15 protein-coding genes and 1 pseudogene are annotated in these 18,205 nt (G+C 31.7%); 6 read left to right on the top strand and 10 right to left on the bottom strand.

Going from position 1 to position 18,205, the window contains the following annotated elements; genetic code table 11:
* Positions 1 to 38: 38 nt before the first annotated feature.
* From RG22_RS16280 to aroC, 7 genes are all read right to left on the bottom strand, one after another.
* A complete protein-coding gene (locus tag RG22_RS16280; protein ID WP_034045231.1) occupies positions 39 to 1,199 on the bottom strand; it encodes a peptidase MATCAP family protein in 1,161 nt (386 codons plus the stop codon).
* A 12-nt stretch (positions 1,200 to 1,211) separates the two neighbouring features.
* On the bottom strand, positions 1,212 to 2,039 hold the full coding sequence (locus RG22_RS16275) for an N-formylglutamate amidohydrolase (protein ID WP_034045228.1): 828 nt from the start codon (positions 2,037 to 2,039) through the stop codon (positions 1,212 to 1,214).
* Between the two features lie 3 nt (positions 2,040 to 2,042).
* Positions 2,043 to 2,867 carry a sulfurtransferase gene (locus RG22_RS16270; protein ID WP_034045225.1) on the bottom strand — a complete coding sequence of 275 codons (825 nt, stop codon included), beginning with the start codon at positions 2,865 to 2,867 and terminating at the stop codon, positions 2,043 to 2,045.
* 72 nt (positions 2,868 to 2,939) lie between these two features.
* Positions 2,940 to 3,977, bottom strand: a complete 1,038-nt coding sequence (gshB, locus tag RG22_RS16265; protein WP_081997758.1) for a glutathione synthase — start codon at positions 3,975 to 3,977, stop codon at positions 2,940 to 2,942.
* A gap of 39 nt (positions 3,978 to 4,016) precedes the next feature.
* Positions 4,017 to 5,336 carry a dicarboxylate/amino acid:cation symporter gene (locus tag RG22_RS16260; RefSeq protein ID WP_034045219.1) on the bottom strand — a complete coding sequence of 440 codons (1,320 nt, stop codon included), beginning with the start codon at positions 5,334 to 5,336 and terminating at the stop codon, positions 4,017 to 4,019.
* A gap of 98 nt (positions 5,337 to 5,434) precedes the next feature.
* A complete protein-coding gene (locus tag RG22_RS16255) occupies positions 5,435 to 6,187 on the bottom strand; it encodes a phosphatase PAP2 family protein (RefSeq protein WP_052143799.1) in 753 nt (250 codons plus the stop codon).
* A gap of 320 nt (positions 6,188 to 6,507) precedes the next feature.
* On the bottom strand, positions 6,508 to 7,569 hold the full coding sequence (gene aroC, locus RG22_RS16250; RefSeq protein WP_034045216.1) for a chorismate synthase: 1,062 nt from the start codon (positions 7,567 to 7,569) through the stop codon (positions 6,508 to 6,510).
* Between the two features lie 185 nt (positions 7,570 to 7,754).
* Here aroC and RG22_RS16245 point away from each other — a divergent pair, with 185 nt between their 5' ends.
* A complete protein-coding gene (locus RG22_RS16245) occupies positions 7,755 to 8,597 on the top strand; it encodes a UDP-2,3-diacylglucosamine diphosphatase (protein WP_034045213.1) in 843 nt (280 codons plus the stop codon).
* On the opposite strand, the pseudogene RG22_RS18325 reads toward RG22_RS16245, so the two are convergent.
* Positions 8,594 to 9,389 (bottom strand): annotated as a pseudogene (locus RG22_RS18325) ((Fe-S)-binding protein); the annotation flags it as partial. The gene RG22_RS16245 and the pseudogene RG22_RS18325 overlap by 4 nt on opposite strands.
* A 286-nt stretch (positions 9,390 to 9,675) precedes the next feature.
* Between RG22_RS18325 and RG22_RS16230 the strand changes: the two are divergent.
* The 4 genes from RG22_RS16230 to RG22_RS16215 all read left to right on the top strand — a co-directional run bounded on the left by RG22_RS16230 (position 9,676) and on the right by RG22_RS16215 (position 14,009).
* Complete coding sequence (locus tag RG22_RS16230) at positions 9,676 to 10,167, top strand: hypothetical protein (RefSeq protein ID WP_034045205.1); 492 nt, start codon at positions 9,676 to 9,678, stop codon at positions 10,165 to 10,167.
* A 240-nt stretch (positions 10,168 to 10,407) separates the two neighbouring features.
* A complete protein-coding gene (gene pheT / locus RG22_RS16225) occupies positions 10,408 to 12,834 on the top strand; it encodes a phenylalanine--tRNA ligase subunit beta (protein ID WP_034045202.1) in 2,427 nt (808 codons plus the stop codon).
* A 2-nt stretch (positions 12,835 to 12,836) separates the two neighbouring features.
* Positions 12,837 to 13,694: a phosphatase PAP2 family protein gene (locus RG22_RS16220; RefSeq protein WP_052143798.1), complete on the top strand. Its 858-nt coding sequence runs from the start codon at positions 12,837 to 12,839 to the stop codon at positions 13,692 to 13,694.
* 78 nt (positions 13,695 to 13,772) lie between these two features.
* A complete protein-coding gene (locus RG22_RS16215; RefSeq protein ID WP_034045198.1) occupies positions 13,773 to 14,009 on the top strand; it encodes a putative signal transducing protein in 237 nt (78 codons plus the stop codon).
* 61 nt (positions 14,010 to 14,070) lie between these two features.
* Here RG22_RS16215 and RG22_RS16210 read toward each other — a convergent pair whose 3' ends face one another.
* A complete protein-coding gene (locus RG22_RS16210) occupies positions 14,071 to 15,696 on the bottom strand; it encodes an ABC-F family ATP-binding cassette domain-containing protein (protein ID WP_034045196.1) in 1,626 nt (541 codons plus the stop codon).
* A gap of 199 nt (positions 15,697 to 15,895) precedes the next feature.
* Between RG22_RS16210 and RG22_RS16205 the strand changes: the two genes are divergently transcribed.
* Positions 15,896 to 17,317 (top strand): TlpA family protein disulfide reductase, encoded by a 1,422-nt coding sequence (locus tag RG22_RS16205; RefSeq protein ID WP_034045194.1) that lies wholly within the window; start codon positions 15,896 to 15,898, stop codon positions 17,315 to 17,317.
* Positions 17,318 to 17,389: 72 nt separating this feature from the next.
* Here RG22_RS16205 and fsa read toward each other — a convergent pair whose 3' ends face one another.
* Complete coding sequence (gene fsa / locus RG22_RS16200; protein WP_034045191.1) at positions 17,390 to 18,043, bottom strand: fructose-6-phosphate aldolase; 654 nt, start codon at positions 18,041 to 18,043, stop codon at positions 17,390 to 17,392.
* Between the last annotated feature and the right edge of the window lie 162 nt (positions 18,044 to 18,205).

Genomic DNA, 18,205 nt, shown 5'->3' with positions numbered 1-18,205 from the left:
GTCGGTATTCCCTTTTTTATAATTAAGACTATGCGTTTCTACTTTAAATTTTTAAGAATAAAATCTACTGTTTTGTTGGTATTACTATTTTTTGCGTAAGCATCGGTAATATGTTTTGCAGGAACAGCCAATCCTTTTTTAATAAGCGATTCTATTTCATCAGCATATTCTAAAGATACTTTACCCGTTAATAATAAGCTTAAATCTTTGCTTGCATGATAATAATCGTATATCTTTTTAAGTCCTGTTAAATATAAATAATCTTTAGTAAACCCACCACCCCTATGTACCCGAACGGTTATATAATAAGCTGTTTCTCTATCTAAATCATACTGATTATGGAGCAATCTAAACGTTTTTGAAAACGAATAACCTTTAGCTAAACTATTTACTGCAATAACACGATACGCTAACTCTTTTAAACGCGTTACTGTTAAATTATTACTCATATATTCTGCAAAAACTGCTAGACCCTCTTGGGTTTCTTCATTATTTGGGAATCCATGAGAAAATATTTTTAAGGGATGCAATAAACCATTCATAGTCGTTACCATATGCACCCCTATTTCATGATTGGTAAGCACAGCAATTTCATTATCTGAATACTTGTGATTCGTATTTAAAACCAATACTTTTAAATTGTTTAAAACCATGGCTATTGCCGAAATTTTATCTGAATGTTTTATATGATACGTAAAATCATATTGCACAGAGTAGGTTCTAAAAAAAGACTCAGCTTCTACGGCACTATATTTTGGTATAAACGCTGGAGAATCTTTATCTTCATCTTCAAAATGAAGAATATATTTAGCGTTTTCTACATCAATCTCAGTAGGAGTACCAAAACAATGCAAACTATCGTAATAAAATTTCTTCCCACTACCTATATTCTCTATACATTGAATTAAACCTGAATAGGTATAAATTATATCTTCATATAAATCTCTGATTTCTTCATCTTCAATAAGCTCTAATTGTTGCGTAAATAATTCTCGATGTAGTTTAAACTTATCGAAGTTTATTTCTGGGTATTTAAAAACAGGGTCTGTTAAGTATTTTGATGAAAAAAAACGCGCTTTCTCTTCTTCTATATTTATAGGATTAACAAAACTAAGCAACTCAATTCGCTTAACAAGCATATCTATACTTTTATCAATATCTAAAAGTGATTTAGTCGTTACATTGTTTTCTGTCTTCATATTTAATTCTAATCATTTAAAGGTATTGTACGTAATTAATGCGTGTTCGGGTATGCGTTTTATTAACTCAGATTCGACAGCTTTTACAACTTCAGGGTAAATAATATAATCATATTCATCGCAATACACTTTGGCAATTTCAGTTGCTAAAACGAAGGTGTTTTTAAAATTATTAGTTATATATTTTAAAAAATAACCATTACCTTGAAACGTATCATTAATTTTTGAAGTCGATTTTATAGCGTTAGGGAATTTAATTTCAGACAAGCTTCTCCTCCAACTTTCAATAGCTTCTCCAAAACGATTATTATCTACATTACTAGTACCTAAATTCCATGTCGGCACTTCCCTATCCCAGCGTTTCCAATTATAACTATGTATATCGTAAACGGTGCAAAATCCGAATTTAGATTCTAAAACCGCAATTAAAGTATGCACCACTTTATAAAAATTGGTATGCTTTCGTAAGCTTTTATCTTTCATATTATCAGAAAGTGGTTTATACCATAATTGCTTTCCCCAAGCGGTATCGAAAACAGCATCTTCTGGTGTACGGTTTAAATCGTATTCAAAACGTGAGTCGCAACCTGCAATAACAATGGGGTGCGATTTAACCATATTTTTAGTTTCTGGGTCTTCTTCGTACCAACGTTCGTATTCGGTATGTATGCAATTATCCCAAAGTTCTTTTCTAAATTGATGTCCGTCGTGAATCGCAGCACAAGCATACGGAACATATTTATCTATTTTAATAGTGAACGAATAATCTGAAGATACTGCTTCAAAGGTTTCTTTGTTACTAATTTTACTGATTATATCTTTTATTGAGAGTTTTTGCATCTTTTAATCTTCAACTAAACTTCCCCATTCTGTCCAAGAGCCATCGTAAACCGAAATATTTTTATACCCAGAAATTTCTGCTCCCAAAGCTAAAACACAAGCCGTTATACCAGAACCACATGAGAAGATAACATCATCTCCCTCATTAATAATTTCTGAAAAAATGGATTTTAATTCGGCTTCAGGTTTCAGTAACCCTTCTTTATTCAATAAACTCTTAAAAGGTATGTTTTGAGAATTTGGAATGGTTCCCATTCTTAACCCTTCACGAGGTTCAGGCTCTAAACAATTAAATCGAGCGACAGAACGTGCATCAATTATTTTATGCGTATTTGCTTTTGAAGCTTTATTTACATCATCAAAAAATCGCATATATTCTGGTTTAAGTTTTGCAACAAAATCGCCTGCTTTAACCGAGTAGTTTTTTATTGGTTCTGTTGAATATCCTGCTTTTAACCATTCAGGAAAACCACCATTTAAAACCGCAACATTATTAAAACCAAAAGCCTTAAATAACCACCAAACACGTGCACTGGAATATATGCCTTTATCATCATAAACTACAACAGCACTATTTTTATTGATTCCTAAAACTCTTGCTTCTTTTTGAAATTGAGTTGCAGAAGGAAATGCACTTGGAAAGGGGTTTGATACATCACTAAATTTATTTTTTATATCGAAATAACGCGCATTTGGTATTTGTTTTTGCGAAGGATCAAATGACTTGACAATTGTGCCATCTAAAACAACTAGATTTTCCGCTTTCAAATTATCATGAAGCCATTTTACAGAAACCGTTGGAGATGTTAAGCTTATATAAGAACTCATTTATTAAATACTATCTGATTATGAAATGTTTAAATCGTGTCTCATTTCGACGTAAAAAATATTATTAATTTATTAAGCGTCTTGCACCGTTTTTCTTAGCCTAGTACGTCTATCAAAAGCTTGAAGTTTATCTAAAACTTTCATTTCTAAAAAGTCGATTACTTTTTCTTCCACCTTTATTTTTAGCTTATAAACTTTATTGATATAGGTAATACCTCCAGGAGACATAACATTAACCTCGACTAGTTTTCCTCCTATCACATCAATACCAACAAAATACAATCCGTCGTTTACTAATTTAGGTCCAATTTGTTTACAGAGCGCTTTTTCTGTTTTAGTTAAAGTATGCTTTTGCACGCTGCCTCCAGCAGAAACATTAGAACGGTGATCTTCTTTTCCTGGAACTCGTTTCATAGCACCAACTGGCTCGCCATTTAGTATTAAAATACGAACATCGCCTTCGTCTGCGCCTTCAATATAATCTTGAAGAATGACATAATTTGAAGACCCATCGCCACTTGTTATATAAAAATCTAATAAGGAATTAATATTACTCATTGCTGATTTTTCAATAAGAATAACTCCTGAACCGCCAAAGCCATTAAGCGGTTTAAGAATCATTTTATCCGCTTTTGATTCTTTTATTTGTTTGATTAAATAGTTTTTACTTTTAGATACATGAGTTGCTGGAATAATATTGCTATGAGCATCACCAAAAGCAGCCGTGTATAGCTTATTATTAGCTTCTCGCATGCCTTCTAAAGAATTCATTATAAAAACATCGTCTTTAACCGAATCTAAAAAATTAAGCATAATAGGGTCCAATGGTGGGTTTGCTCTGAAGAAAATTACATCAAAACCAGCAAGCGGTAACATTTCTTCTCGCAATTTAGCCTTGTTATAAAACGATTTTAACGATGTTGGAGTTTTTTCCATTCTACCAATAACAGTACAATTTGCTGTGGTTACACTGTTTCTAATTGTTAAATTGGCTGGTGTACACATAGCTACACCATGACCTCTTTTAACACATTCTTTAATCAAAGCTAAACTCGTATCGTTTTCTGGATCAATTTCCTTCCACGGATACATTATAAAACAAACGTTCATTTTTTACTGTTTTTGATTGAATATAAAAATAAAGAATTTTCACTTTACTGCCTCATAATTATCGTCCCATTCTTTTGGTTTTGGATCGTGTAGTTTATCTAATGATTTTGCTACCATCATTGAAACCGTAGCATCTCCAGTTACATTTACCACTGTTCTACACATATCTAATGGGCGGTCTACCGCAAAAATTAATGCTAAACCAATTGGTAATAATTCTGCTGGAAACCCAATAGATTCTAACACAATAACCAACATAACCATACCCGCACTTGGTACTGCGGCACTACCAATAGAGGCCAATAATGCTGTAGCGATAATAACTAATTGGTTGGTAAATGTTAAACCTTCCGGCCAAATAACTTGCATAATAAATACCGCAGCGATACCTTGATATAAACTTGTTCCATCCATATTTACAGTTGCCCCGACTGGTAATACAAAACCAGACACTTCTTTGTCTACACCCAAGTGTTCCTCAACACGTTCCATAGTTACTGGTAAGGTTGCCGCACTACTACTGGTTGAAAAAGCTAATAATTGAGCTGGACTTAATTCTTTTAAAAACCACAGTGGTGATTTTTTAACAACAAATTTTATTAAAATAAGATAGAACCCTATCATTAATAATAACCCCCCAACTACGCAAAGGGCATACCAAAGTAGTTTAACTAGAATTTCTGTATCGTCGAAAGCAATAATAACATTTGCTAATAGAGCAAAAACAGCATATGGTGCAAATAGCATAATTAAATCTACCATTTTCATAACCACTTCGTTTAATGAATCAAAAAACTTAACTAATGGCTTTGCTTTTTTTTCAGGTATTAATAGTAAACAAATACCAACAAACAACGCGAAGAATATAACTTGAAGCATTTTAGCTTCACCTAAAGCTGTAAATATATTGCTTGGAAAAATATCTACTAAAGGTTGAAGTGGTCCTGCATCTTTAGTAGCTTTTGCTTTACCAATCATGACATCTGCATTTCCTTGGTACGTTGTTTTTATTTTTTCTATTGTATCAGTAGGCATTCCTGTTCCTGGCTTTACAAGGTTTACAATGCTTAAACCAATAATTATAGCTACTAAAGTTGTACCAATATAAATACCAATGGTACGCAAACCCATAGATTTTATTTTAGAAATATCTTTTAAATCTGAAATTCCCTTAATTAACGACGCCAAAATTAAAGGCACAGCTATGAGTTTTAAAAGATTAATAAAGATCGTTCCAAAAGGAGCAATCCAATTGGTTACAAAACCTTTTCCGCCATCAAGAGTGTTCATAATAAAGCCGAAAATGATCCCTAAAACCATTCCTATAATAATTTTCCAATGTAATGCTAGTTTTTTCATTTGCCTTCTAACCTCTCCATAGAGAGGGATATTTAGTTAGTTAAATATTAATTTCATAAATAATTTGAGACAAGATAAGTATTTTTATAGTATATAATCTAATCTTCAATAGCATCCATTTTTTCAACGCCTCCTGGTGTTTTTGGGTCACGTCTAAATACTTCAATGATATTAAAAAGAATAACGCAAAAAATAACCCATATAGCACCAGCAATAAAGCCGCCAGCAACATCTGAAGGGAAATGCACCCCCAAATATATTCTGCTAATTCCTATGCTAAAGATTAATATCGTTAACAAAAAGATAACCGAATATTTTATAAGTTTATGCATTTTAAATTTGTAAAATAAATATATGAGAAAGCCATAAAAAGCCATTGCTGCCATGGCATGACCACTAGGATAACTTAACGTCTCAACAGTTACTAAGTGTTCAATTTCTGGTCTTGCTCTATTAATAAAACGTTTTAAGACTAAATTAGATAATGCGGAAAGTGCTAACACGAAAGTAATTTGAACCATATATTTCCATTTTCTAAACACAACTAGAGATATAAAAGCACTTATAAAAACCACAACTATATAGCCATATAAGCCACCTAGTTGTGTTACAATAGTAAAGTAATCAGTCAATATTGGGGATCGAAAAGAGATTATATAATCGGTAATTTTATCATCATAATTACTTAATTGCTCAGTTGATAATGTATCGGTTAACTCAACGAATATATTTATCCCTCCTATTACTACAATTAAAGCTAATATGATAGCTATAACGTATGGAAATGTAACATCATACTTCCCCAATAAACCTCTTAATTTATTAATTAATTCCTTTAGAAATTTTATCATACTTAGTGTATTTTAATTTATTTATAAATATAAATAATTTTAAAAATCATCAACGTCTAAACACATCGAGTATTAATCTGAAAGAGTTAATTTAATAGCTCTACAAAAGACATTTACCTTTTCTATAAAAACGTATTTTTATGGCTAGTTTATTACGGTTGAAGCATCAATCTTTTTAAAATCTAAAAAAGATGTAAGTCTTGCTTGAAACTAAACTTTAGAAGATTGATAAGTCATACCTAATAGTATTGACGTTGTTTTTTAAAAAGAATATAGCACTTCGACTTTGCTCAGGATAAATTACAAGCGGGTAACAGCTTCTAGCTATAAATTTTGTTAATTAAATAAAAATCAGCTAAAACCAAAGCTGCCATAGCCTCTACAATAGGAACAGCCCTAGGTACAACACAGGGATCGTGACGTCCTTTACCGTGCATTTGGACTACTTTACCTTCTTTGTCGATAGTTTCGTACTCCTGGATAAGCGTTGCTACCGGTTTAAAAGCAACGTTAAAATAAATATCCATGCCATTGCTAATACCTCCTTGAATACCGCCAGAAAAATTGGTTTTTGTAGTACCGTCTGTATTAAATGCATCGTTATGGTCACTACCATACATAGTACTTCCGTGAAATCCACTGCCATACTCAAAGCCTTTTACTGCGTTTATTGAAAGCATAGCTTTACCTAGTTCTGCATGCAATTTATCGAATACAGGCTCGCCTAAACCAACAGGCACATTTTTTATAACGCAACTTACAATACCTCCAACGGTATCACCTTTACTGCGCACTTCTTTAATATAAGTTTCCATGTTTGCAGCCATAGCTTCGTCTGGGCAACGTACAATATTAGATTCTACTTTAGTGAGGTCTATTTCATTATATAGTTTACCCAATTTCATGGTTCCAACCCCAGAAACATAAGCCGTTATTTCGATACCTTTTAGCATTTGCTTTGCTATAGCACCTGCAACCACACGACATGCTGTTTCTCGTGCAGAACTTCGTCCACCACCACGGTAATCTCTAAAACCATATTTTTTATCGTACACATAATCGGCATGACTTGGACGATAACTATCCTTTATATGTGTATAATCGTGAGATTTCTGATTGGTGTTTTCTATAACAAAACCTATGGAAGTTCCAGTTGTTTTTCCTTCAAAAATTCCTGAATGAAATTTAACGGTATCTGGTTCTTTACGCTGAGTTACAATTGCAGATTGCCCAGGTTTACGTCTATCAAGCTCATTTTGTATAGCATCCAAATCTAATTCAATTCCAGACGGACAACCGTCTATAACACCACCTAAAGCTGGTCCATGAGATTCACCATATGTTGTTAAGTTGAATAATTTTCCGAAAGAATTACCTGCCATAGTTAAATTTTGATGCTAAAATAAATCTATTATTAGAGATACGGAAATGAAATCAGAGAAAGACTAATAAATTACCAGAATTGAATACAATAATTATTTAACAATATGCTTATACTTAAATAATTATAAGTTAATGATTACATAATAATAGTTCCTTTAATTTATAACAATAAAAAACAACTCTTTTGAAAATTAAACGTAAAATAGAAATTGCTGTAATCTCTGATGTGCATTTAGGCACTTACGGTTGTCATGCAAAACAATTACTAACCTACTTAAGCAGTATTGAGCCAAAAAAATTAATTCTAAATGGTGACATTATAGATATTTGGCAATTTAACAAACGATACTTCCCAAAACCACACTTAAAGATCATAAAAAAAATCATGGACATGGCTGCCAATGGTGTTGAAATTACTTATATTACTGGAAATCATGACGAGATGCTACGTAAGTTTAGTGGTACTACTATTGGTAAAATCTCAATTGTAGATAAACTTGTATTAAATCTTCACGGAAAAAAAGCATGGTTCTTTCATGGTGATGTTTTTGATGTTTCCATTCAAAATGCAAAATGGCTTGCCAAACTTGGTAGTTATGGCTACGACTTGTTAACACTACTTAATAGACTTATAAATTGGTATTTAGAAAAACGTGGCAAAGAACGATACTCGCTTTCTAAAAAGATAAAAAATGGAGTAAAAGGGGCTGTTAAATATATTAATGATTATGAAAAAGTAATCTCTGATTTAGCCATTGAAAATGACTATGATTATGTGATTTGCGGACACATACACCAGCCAAAAATGGAATATAAAGAGAATAAACACGGAAAAACCATATACCTAAATTCTGGTGATTGGGTTGAGAACTTTACAGCTTTAGAATATCAGTTTAAACGCTGGAAAATATATAATTACAATAAAGATAAACTTGCACCTTTTGTCGTTGATGAAGATTTTGAAAACATGGAAATTAAAGATTTAATTGCAGCAATCACTATTATTCAACCGCATGAAAAAAACTAAACCAATGCCTCTCTTAAAATGGTAATTGGGTGTTTTGCATCGCGTTGTATACCTTCTTTTATTTGGTGTCTGCGACTTGTCCCGCTTGCGGAAATAACAGTGCTTTCTGAAGCTTTTCTAACGGCAGGAAATAAGGTTTGTTCGCCTACTTGCATGCTCACTTCGTAATGTTCTTTTTCGTAGCCAAAACTTCCAGCCATACCACAGCATCCACTAGAGATAAATAGTGACTTTGTATTTTTTAGGTAAATTTAAAACTGCAAAACTCAATAATTGGTTGCTCATCGCTTTTTGATGACAATGTCCGTGGAATTTTATGGTTTTTTCTTCTAAAGTGAATTGATTAGAAGTTATATTTCCCAAGTCTATTTCTTTTTGAATAAATTTCTCAATTAAAAACGTGTGTTTTGCTATCGCTTCCGCAGAAGTTTTATTGTCTGCTAATTTTAAATATTCGTCTTTGAAGGTAAAAATCGCTGAAGGTTCAATGCCGATAAGTGGCGTATCTTCTGAAACTTTATTTTTAAAAATTTCAACATTTTTATTAGCAAAATCTTTAGCTTGTTTTAATAAGCCTTTTGATAAAAAGGAACGACCAGATTCAGCATGATTAATTAATTTAACTTCGTAATAATTTAGTGCCTTTAAAAGCTGTATAGCATCCACACCAATCAGTGTGTCTAAATGATTGGTAAATTCATCATTAAAAAAATAAATAGTTTTAATAATTTTTTCTTTAACTATTTGATTTTTAAATTTTTTAAATTGTTTACCTAAACTTTTATTTGAAATTGAAAGTATGCTACAGCCAAGGGCAACATTCTATAAACAGACGCATCTGTAGCGTATATCGATTTTATTAAGTCATCATAAAAAAAACTCACCAGAAAGATTTCTCTTTAAAGCCTGTAAATGTGATGTTAAGCTCATGTTTTTAATAAATATTATTTTAAATCTAAAAAGAAGCTAAATATAATTACAATTTTGGCGTTATTTTTGCAAAAGTAAACCGAATATTAAAATGATCTATTTTTTACAATAGCTCGTATATTATTAATGAAACAAAAACTTTAAACTTATGAAAAAATTATTTTTATTATCAGTTGCCGTATTAGGTTTTACATTTGCTGCAAGCGCACAAGACATCTCTAAAAATGCTATTGGGCTTCGCTTAGGCGATAGTGATGGTTTTGGTGCAGAAATTTCGTATCAACATGCTTTAGGTGAGAACAATCGTTTAGAATTAGATTTAGGTTGGCGTGATGGCAAAAATTACGATGGTTTTAAACTTGCTGGGTTATACCAATGGGTTTGGGATTTAGATGGTGGTTTTAACTGGTATGCCGGTGTTGGTGGTGGCTTAGGATCATTCAGCGTTAATGTTCCTGGACAAAAAGATATTACCGATACGTTTGTTTTTGCTGCTGGTGATATAGGTATTGAATATAATTTTGATATCCCATTATTGTTATCACTAGATTTTAGACCAGAAATTGGTTTTGGCGATGATTTGTATGATAATAATGATTTAGATTTTGATATTGCTTTAGGTATTCGTTACCAATTCTAAAAAGAAATTTATAACATTTTGAAAAAGCGCCTAATTAGGCGCTTTTTTTTATGAAGTATCTAATATATTCTTAAAATATAGAAATTAATTTAAAAAATTATTTGGTAAGCTAATAAGCACAGTTTTATATTAAAGAAACACACCAATTATTAATTAATTTTTTGCTCTCATAAATAGTAACGCTTTGTTTGATTGGTAACATCAATATTTTATCTTTGCGCATCACATATTAATTGATTTATGAAGATTTCATATAACTGGTTGAAACAATTTATTAAAATTGATTGGACGCCAGAGCAAACTAGCGAGCTACTTACAGATTTAGGATTAGAAGTTGAAGGTGTTGAGAGTTACCAATCTGTAAAAGGTGGATTAGAAGGCGTTGTTATTGGTGAGGTATTAACTTGTATTAAACACCCAAACGCAGATAAACTAAAAATTACTACGGTTAATATTGGCGGAGATGCCCCTTTACAAATTGTTTGTGGTGCGCCAAACGTTGCAGCTGGACAAAAAGTACCTGTTGCGACTATCGGAACCACTTTATATACTGAAGACGGTGAAAGCTGGACGATTAAAAAAGGTAAAATTCGTGGTGAAGAAAGCCACGGCATGATTTGTGCTGAAGATGAACTAGGTCTAGGAAAATCTCACGACGGTATTATGGTTTTAGATGATGCCGTAAAAGTAGGAACACCTGCTGAAGATATTTTTGATATTGAAAACGATCAAGTTTTTGAAATTGGATTAACTCCAAATAGAGCAGATGCGATGAGCCATCTTGGTACAGCTCGCGATTTAAAAGCAGGATTAGTACAAAAAGATATTAACCTAGAATTTATTACACCATCGGTTAGTGCTTTTCATACAGATAACCGTACTTTAAAGATTGATATTGATGTTAAAAATAAAGATTTAGCACCTCGTTATTGCGGTGTTACTATTTCTGGAATAAAGGTTGCTGAATCCCCAACATGGTTGCAACATCGTCTAAAGGCTATTGGTTTAAGCCCGATTAATAATATTGTTGATGCCACTAATTATGTACTACACGAATTAGGGCAACCGCTTCATGCTTTTGATGCTGTAAAAATTTCTGGTAATAAAATTGAAATTAAAACTCTAAAAGCTGGAACTAAGTTTACAACTTTAGATGGTATTGAACGTGAATTACACGAAGATGATTTAATGATTTGTGATGCTGAAAAACCCATGTGTATCGCTGGTGTTTTTGGTGGTATGGATTCTGGCGTTACCGAAAGTACAACAAGTATATTTTTAGAAAGTGCCTATTTTAACCCTATTAGTGTACGCAAAACGGCTAAACGCCATGGTTTAAATACAGATGCATCATTTAGATTTGAGCGTGGTATCGACCCAAATATTACAGAATATGCTTTAAAACGTGCAGCCTTATTAATTCAAGAATTAGCTGGCGGAGAAATTACTAGTGATTTAATTGATATTTATCCAAATAAAATCGAAGACTTTCAAGTGCGTTTAAGTTTCGATAATGCAAAGAAATTAATTGGTGAAGAAATTCCTAAAGAAATCATTAAACGTATTTTAACATCCCTAGATATTAAAGTAAATAATGTTACTGAAACAGGATTAGGTTTAACCGTTCCCGCATACAGAAACGATGTGCAACGCGAAGCTGATATTATTGAGGAAATTTTACGAGTTTATGGCTATAACAACATAAAAACCACCGAAAAACTAAATGCTTCAATTTCTAGTACGTCTCGTTTCGAAGACCATAAAATTCAGAATATCGTTGGTAATCAATTAGCGGCTCAGGGGTTTTACGAAATACTTTCAAACTCGCTAACCAATCCTAATTACATTGCGCTAAGCGAACAATTAAAGGATGAACATAATATTACAATGTTAAATCCTTTAAGTAACGATTTATCAGTATTGCGTCAATCTTTATTATTCTCTGGTTTAGAATCCATTTCACATAATATAAATAGAAAGCGACAAGATTTAAAGTTTTTCGAATTTGGAAAAACCTATCATCATTATAGCGATACAAGAGCAGAAAACAAGCATTTAACACTTTTCGCAACCGGAAATCAAAATAAAGAAAGTTGGCAGGTTGCCTCTAAAAAGAGTGATTTCTTTTTCCTAAAAGGAAGTATTATTACGTTGTTAGATCGCTTAGGTGTTTCTAGATTTAATGAATCGCCCATAAAAAATGATTTGTTTAGTGAAGGTTTAAGCTTAAATTTTGGTAAAACCAAATTGGTAGATTTTGGATTAGTAAAAAAATCAATCTTAAAACATTTTGATATTTCTCAAGATGTGTTGTTTGCTGATTTTAATTGGGATGCCATTTTAGATATTGTAAAACGTCATAAAATCACGTTTAAAGCTATTTCGAAATACCCAGAAGTACGTCGAGATTTTGCATTACTTTTAGATGATGCTGTAACTTTTGAATCTATTTATAAACTTGCTAAGCAGAGTGAAAAGCAATTGCTTAAAAGTGTTAACTTATTCGATGTATATCAAGGTAAAAACTTACCAAAAGGTAAAAAGAGTTATGCGGTTAGCTTTACTTTACAAGACGAAAACAAAACACTTACTGATAAACAGATTGATAAAATCATGAACAAGCTACAAGCAAATTTCGAAAAACAACTTGGAGCAGAATTAAGGTAATTTTGAAATTAAAAAATAGCTTTATTTTTATTGTTGTTATTTTGTTTGCTTTTAAGTTGAGTGCACAAAAAAATATAACAAAAATAAATAATGCTTATGATACTCTTTCTATTGGAAGATTGGCAATTTACGATTTAAAACAGAGCATCAAAGGTGTTGGCTATTCGTTTACAAGACCTCTTCATTGGAAAAAAAAGGATTTCAAAACTTTAGGAACTGTAATTATTGGTGCTTTTGCATTGTCTACTGTTGATGATGAATCAAGTGCTTTTTTTGTGCGTAACGAACCTCATGTTCCCAATTCATTTCAAGAAGTTGGCACTCGTTTTGGAAGTCCGCAAGTATATTTTATTGCTAATGCATCACTTTATGGATTTGGTTTATTTACAAAAAATGAAAAACTAAGAAAAACTAGTGTTTTAATTATTTCGTCGTCTTTTACTAGTGGTATTATTCAAAGTTTAAGTAAAACTGCTTTTGGTAGAGCACGACCAGAAAACGGATATGATAGTAATGAATTTAGGTTCTGGTCTAATAAAGCTAAATTTCATTCATTTCCTTCAGGTCATACCGTTTTATCCGTAACAATGGCACATGCCATAGCAAAGCAGTTTGATAATACATGGTCTAAAATTAGTGTTTACTCTTTGGGTGCCATTGCCCCTGTTTCTAGACTTTTTGCTGGCGCACATTGGTTAACCGATGTAGGAATTGCTACAGTTTTAAGCATCGTTGTAGTGGATTCAATAGATAAATTTCTATTTAAAACAAAGGCATACGATTATACTAAAAAAGAAAAACAAATTTCTTGGAATTTTACTTTTAGCAAAAAAAAGATAGGTTTTGTTGGAACATTTTAATCTAATGACTTGTAAAATCTTCTTTTTATATTAACCAAAAATTTCGTATATTTATAAGTAACGTTTAAACCTATCGCTATGCATGATTCTAATTATATAAAAATTTTTACTGGCAATTTTATTACTGTACAACGTATACTTTCAGAACTTGAAAATATTAATGTAACAGCAGTTATTAAAGATGAATCAGAATCTGGACGATTAGCTGGCTTTGGAGCGTCTATACAAGGTCAACAAGAATTATATGTTCACAAAGATGAACTTGATAAAGCTATTGTGATTGTTGAAACTATTAATGCTAGTTTAAAAGCATAAGCACCGTTTCAATTTAAAAAGATTACCACGTCGCAAAAGCTCCTCGTAATAATAGTATTAATTAAACCGTTACCGCATACATTTTATTACGCAATTCTTTAATTTTAGAATCTTGCATATATTCATCAAACGTTGTATATCTATCAATAACACCACTTGGAGTTAACTCCACCACTCTATTCGCTACGGTTTGTGCAAACTCATGATCGTGTGTTGTAAAAAGTACAGTGCCTTTAAAGTTTTTAAGTGAATTATTAAATGCCGTAATACTCTCTAAATCTAAATGGTTTGTAGGTTCATCTAATTGCAATACGTTTGCTCTTGTCATCATCATTCTTGATAACATACAACGTACTTTTTCGCCTCCAGATAATACAGACGATTTTTTAAAAGCCTCTTCACCACTAAAAATCATTTTTCCAAGAAACCCACGGATATTAACTTCTTCTCGCTCTTCTTCGGTTTGAGCCCATTGGCGTAACCAATCAATCAACGTTAAATCGTTATTAAAAAACTCACTATTATCTAGTGGTAGATATGATTGTGTGGTTGTAACACCCCAAGCAAATTTACCAGCATCGGCTTTTTCTTTATTATTTAATATTTGATAAAAGGCTGTTGTAGCTCTAGAATCTCTCGAAAAAACGACCACTTTATCGCCTTTGTTTAAATTAAGATCAATATCCTTAAAAAGAGTTTCACCATCAATTGAAGCTGCTAAACCTTGTATATTTAATATTTGATCACCTGCTTCTCTATCGCGTTCAAAAATAATCGCAGGATAACGACGACTAGTACGTCTAATATCTCCAATATTTAATTTTTCAATCATTTTTTTTCTACTGGTAGCTTGTTTACTTTTTGCAACGTTGGCAGAAAAACGACGAATAAATTCTTCTAATTCTTTTTTCTTCTCTTCAGCCTTTTTGTTTTGTTGCGCATGTTGTCTTGCTGCTAATTGAGACGACTCGTACCAAAACGTATAGTTACCAGAAAAGTGATTTATTTTTCCAAAATCAATATCAGAAATATGTGTACAAACAGCGTCTAAAAAGTGTCTATCGTGAGATACAACAATAACACAATTATCGTAATTAGCTAAGAAATTTTCTAACCAAGAAATAGTCTCGTAATCCAAGTCGTTGGTCGGCTCATCCATAATCAACACATCTGGATTTCCAAATAAAGCCTGCGCTAATAGCACACGCACTTTTTGTTTACCATCTAAATCTGCCATTAGGGTATAATGAAATTCTTCTTTAATACCCAAATTTGATAACATAGAAGCTGCGTTACTATCTGCATTCCATCCATCCATTTCTTCAAATTTCACTTGAAGTTCTCCAATTTTTTCAGCATTTTCATCAGTATAATCTGCATAAAGCGCATCAATTTCAGTTTTAATTTTATATAATGGCTTGTTACCCATTAAAATCGTTTCTAAAACGGTATGCTCATCATATAAATTATGATTTTGCTCTAGTACAGACATACGCTTACCAGCTTCTAAAGACACGTGGCCAGAAGTTGGGTCTTGTTTTCCAGAAATAATCTTTAAAAACGTAGACTTTCCAGAACCATTTGCGCCAATAATACCGTAGCAATTACCATTATTAAAAGTGGTATTTACTTCATCAAAAAGTACGCGCTTTCCGAATTGAACTGATAAGTTAGAAACTGATAACATAATCTTGATAATTTTTTTGCAAAAGTATAAAATTCAAACCGTAAGACGAAACATCATTTACTTATTTTATCTAGTATTTAGATATTAGAAAACCATTTACAAACTAATATTTAACAACGCCTTAACAGCACTTTATAAATACAAGCCATATTTTTGTTATAAATAGCATTTATGCTAAAACATTTTTTGAAGGGGGACTATGAAATCATACTATTACACACTACTTATTGCAATCATACTAATAGGTTGTAAAAAGGATAACACCCAAAGTAATGGTGATTATGCTTTTATAGGCGGTGAAATTATTAATGCAAACAATAATTTTGTTGTGCTATCTAAATCTAACAGTACTATTGATACTATTAAATTAGATGGTAATAATAGATTTATTTATAAAATAAATAATTTACAAGCTGGACTCTATAGCTTTAAACATGGCGGCGAATTCCAAATGATTTTATTAGAACCAAAGGACAGCATTATGTTTAGATTAAACACTTTAGAATTTGACGAATCGTTAGTTTATACTGGAGAGGGTGCAAAAAAGAACAATTACTTAATTGATGAGTTTTTAAAAAATGAAATAGAAGAAAAAAAGATTTTTAAATACTGTCAATTAAGCGCAGAAGCATATCAAAAACAAGTAGACTCTTTAAAAAAGATTAAATTAAAAAAACTTAAAAAATTTAAAAACAAATACGATACCTCTGAGCTGTTCAATAAAATTGCACAAGCCAACATAGAGTATAACTACTATTTTAATAAAGAAATTTATCCGTTTGTACATTATGGCCATAATAAAAATGATATTTTAGACTCGTTACCAAAAGACTTTTATAGCTACAGAAAAAACATAAATTACAACGATACATTTCTTAAAGATTACTTTATTTACAACACTTTTTTACGATGGAACTTTAACAACATAGCGCTCACCGAGCATTATAAACACTCTAAAGACAATCATTTTAAAAGTTCAGATGTATGCTATAATTTAGACAGACTTGCACTTATTGATAGTTTAGTAACCGATAATCAAATAAAAGAAGACTTGCTTCATCATTACACAATAAGTTTTTTAAACAAAAGTAAAAATGAAAAAAATAATAATAGTATTCTAAAATATTATACAAGTGTAAGCTCTAATAGCAAAGGAAAAGAAATGATTACGCGTTATGCCAATGCTTTAAATAACTTAAAAATTGGTTCTTCATTTCCAGAAATAAAACTTATAGACACTAATAATTCTGAGACAAGTGTTGGTGCTATTATAAATTCACCGACCGTAATTTGTTTTTGGTCGCAAACGTATTATGACCATTTTAAAGAAAGTCAGCATAAAATTTATGAGCTAAGTACTAAATATCCAGAAGTGAAATTTGTGGTTATTAATGTTGATGACTACGGATTAAACTCAGCATTAAATGCATTAAAACGAAATAGCTTTTCGCTAAAAAACCAATACCAATTTAAAAACCCAGAAGCATCAAAAGAAAATTTAGCCATTTACCCCATGACTAAAGCTTTTCTGATAGATAAAAACCATAAAATAGTAAACAGCAAAACTAATATTTTTGCTAGAAATTTTGAGGAACAGCTTTTAGGCTTAATAAATAGATAAAAAAAATAATCATAAAAAAAGCCTCAACTTAATAATAGTTGAGGCTTTTTTTATACCTGAAACCGAATATATTTAGTTTCCTTTTTTATAATCTTCTAAAAACTTAGCCAAACCAATATCGGTTAAAGGATGCTTTAACAACCCTTCAATAGAACTTAGTGGTCCTGTCATAACATCGGCACCTAACTTAGCACAGTCAATAACATGCATCGTATGACGAACAGAAGCTGCTAAAATTTGAGTATCAAAATTATAGTTATCGTAAATATGTCTAATTTCTGCAATTAAGTTTAATCCATCTGTAGAAATATCATCCAAACGACCAATAAATGGCGACACATAAGTAGCTCCCGCTTTTGCTGCTAATAATGCTTGACCAACAGAAAACACTAATGTTACATTTGTTCTAATGCCTTTTTCTGCAAAATATTTACAAGCCTTTACACCATCTTTAATCATTGGTAACTTTACAACTATTTGATCGTGTAATTCAGCTAAAGCTTCACCTTCTCTAACCATCCCTTCAAAATCTGTCGAAATAACTTCGGCACTTACATCACCATCAACAATATTACAAATATCAACATAGTGTTTTAAAATGTTATCGTGTCCCGTAATACCTTCTTTAGCCATTAACGATGGGTTTGTTGTAACGCCATCAAGTACACCAAGGTCTTGCGCTTCTTTTATCTGATTTAGATTTGCTGTGTCAATAAAAAATTTCATTCGTATATATTTAAGTTGTGTTTTATACTTTGGGCGTTGCTCTCTCCTAAAAAGTCGTTCAAATCAGGCTATTGCTATATCTTTTTACAAAAAGTAAAAAAGGATGCCACTACTATCCTTAACGCGCTGCAAATTTACAACTTTATAATCCTTCAAAAATTA

This window comes from Wocania ichthyoenteri Th78 (genome assembly GCF_000789235.1).
In the GTDB taxonomy this organism is placed as follows: Bacteria; Bacteroidota; Bacteroidia; order Flavobacteriales; family Flavobacteriaceae; genus Wocania_A; species Wocania_A ichthyoenteri.
The sequence above is the reverse complement of the archived record's forward strand: the minus strand, read 5'-3'. Positions and strand labels throughout refer to the sequence as shown.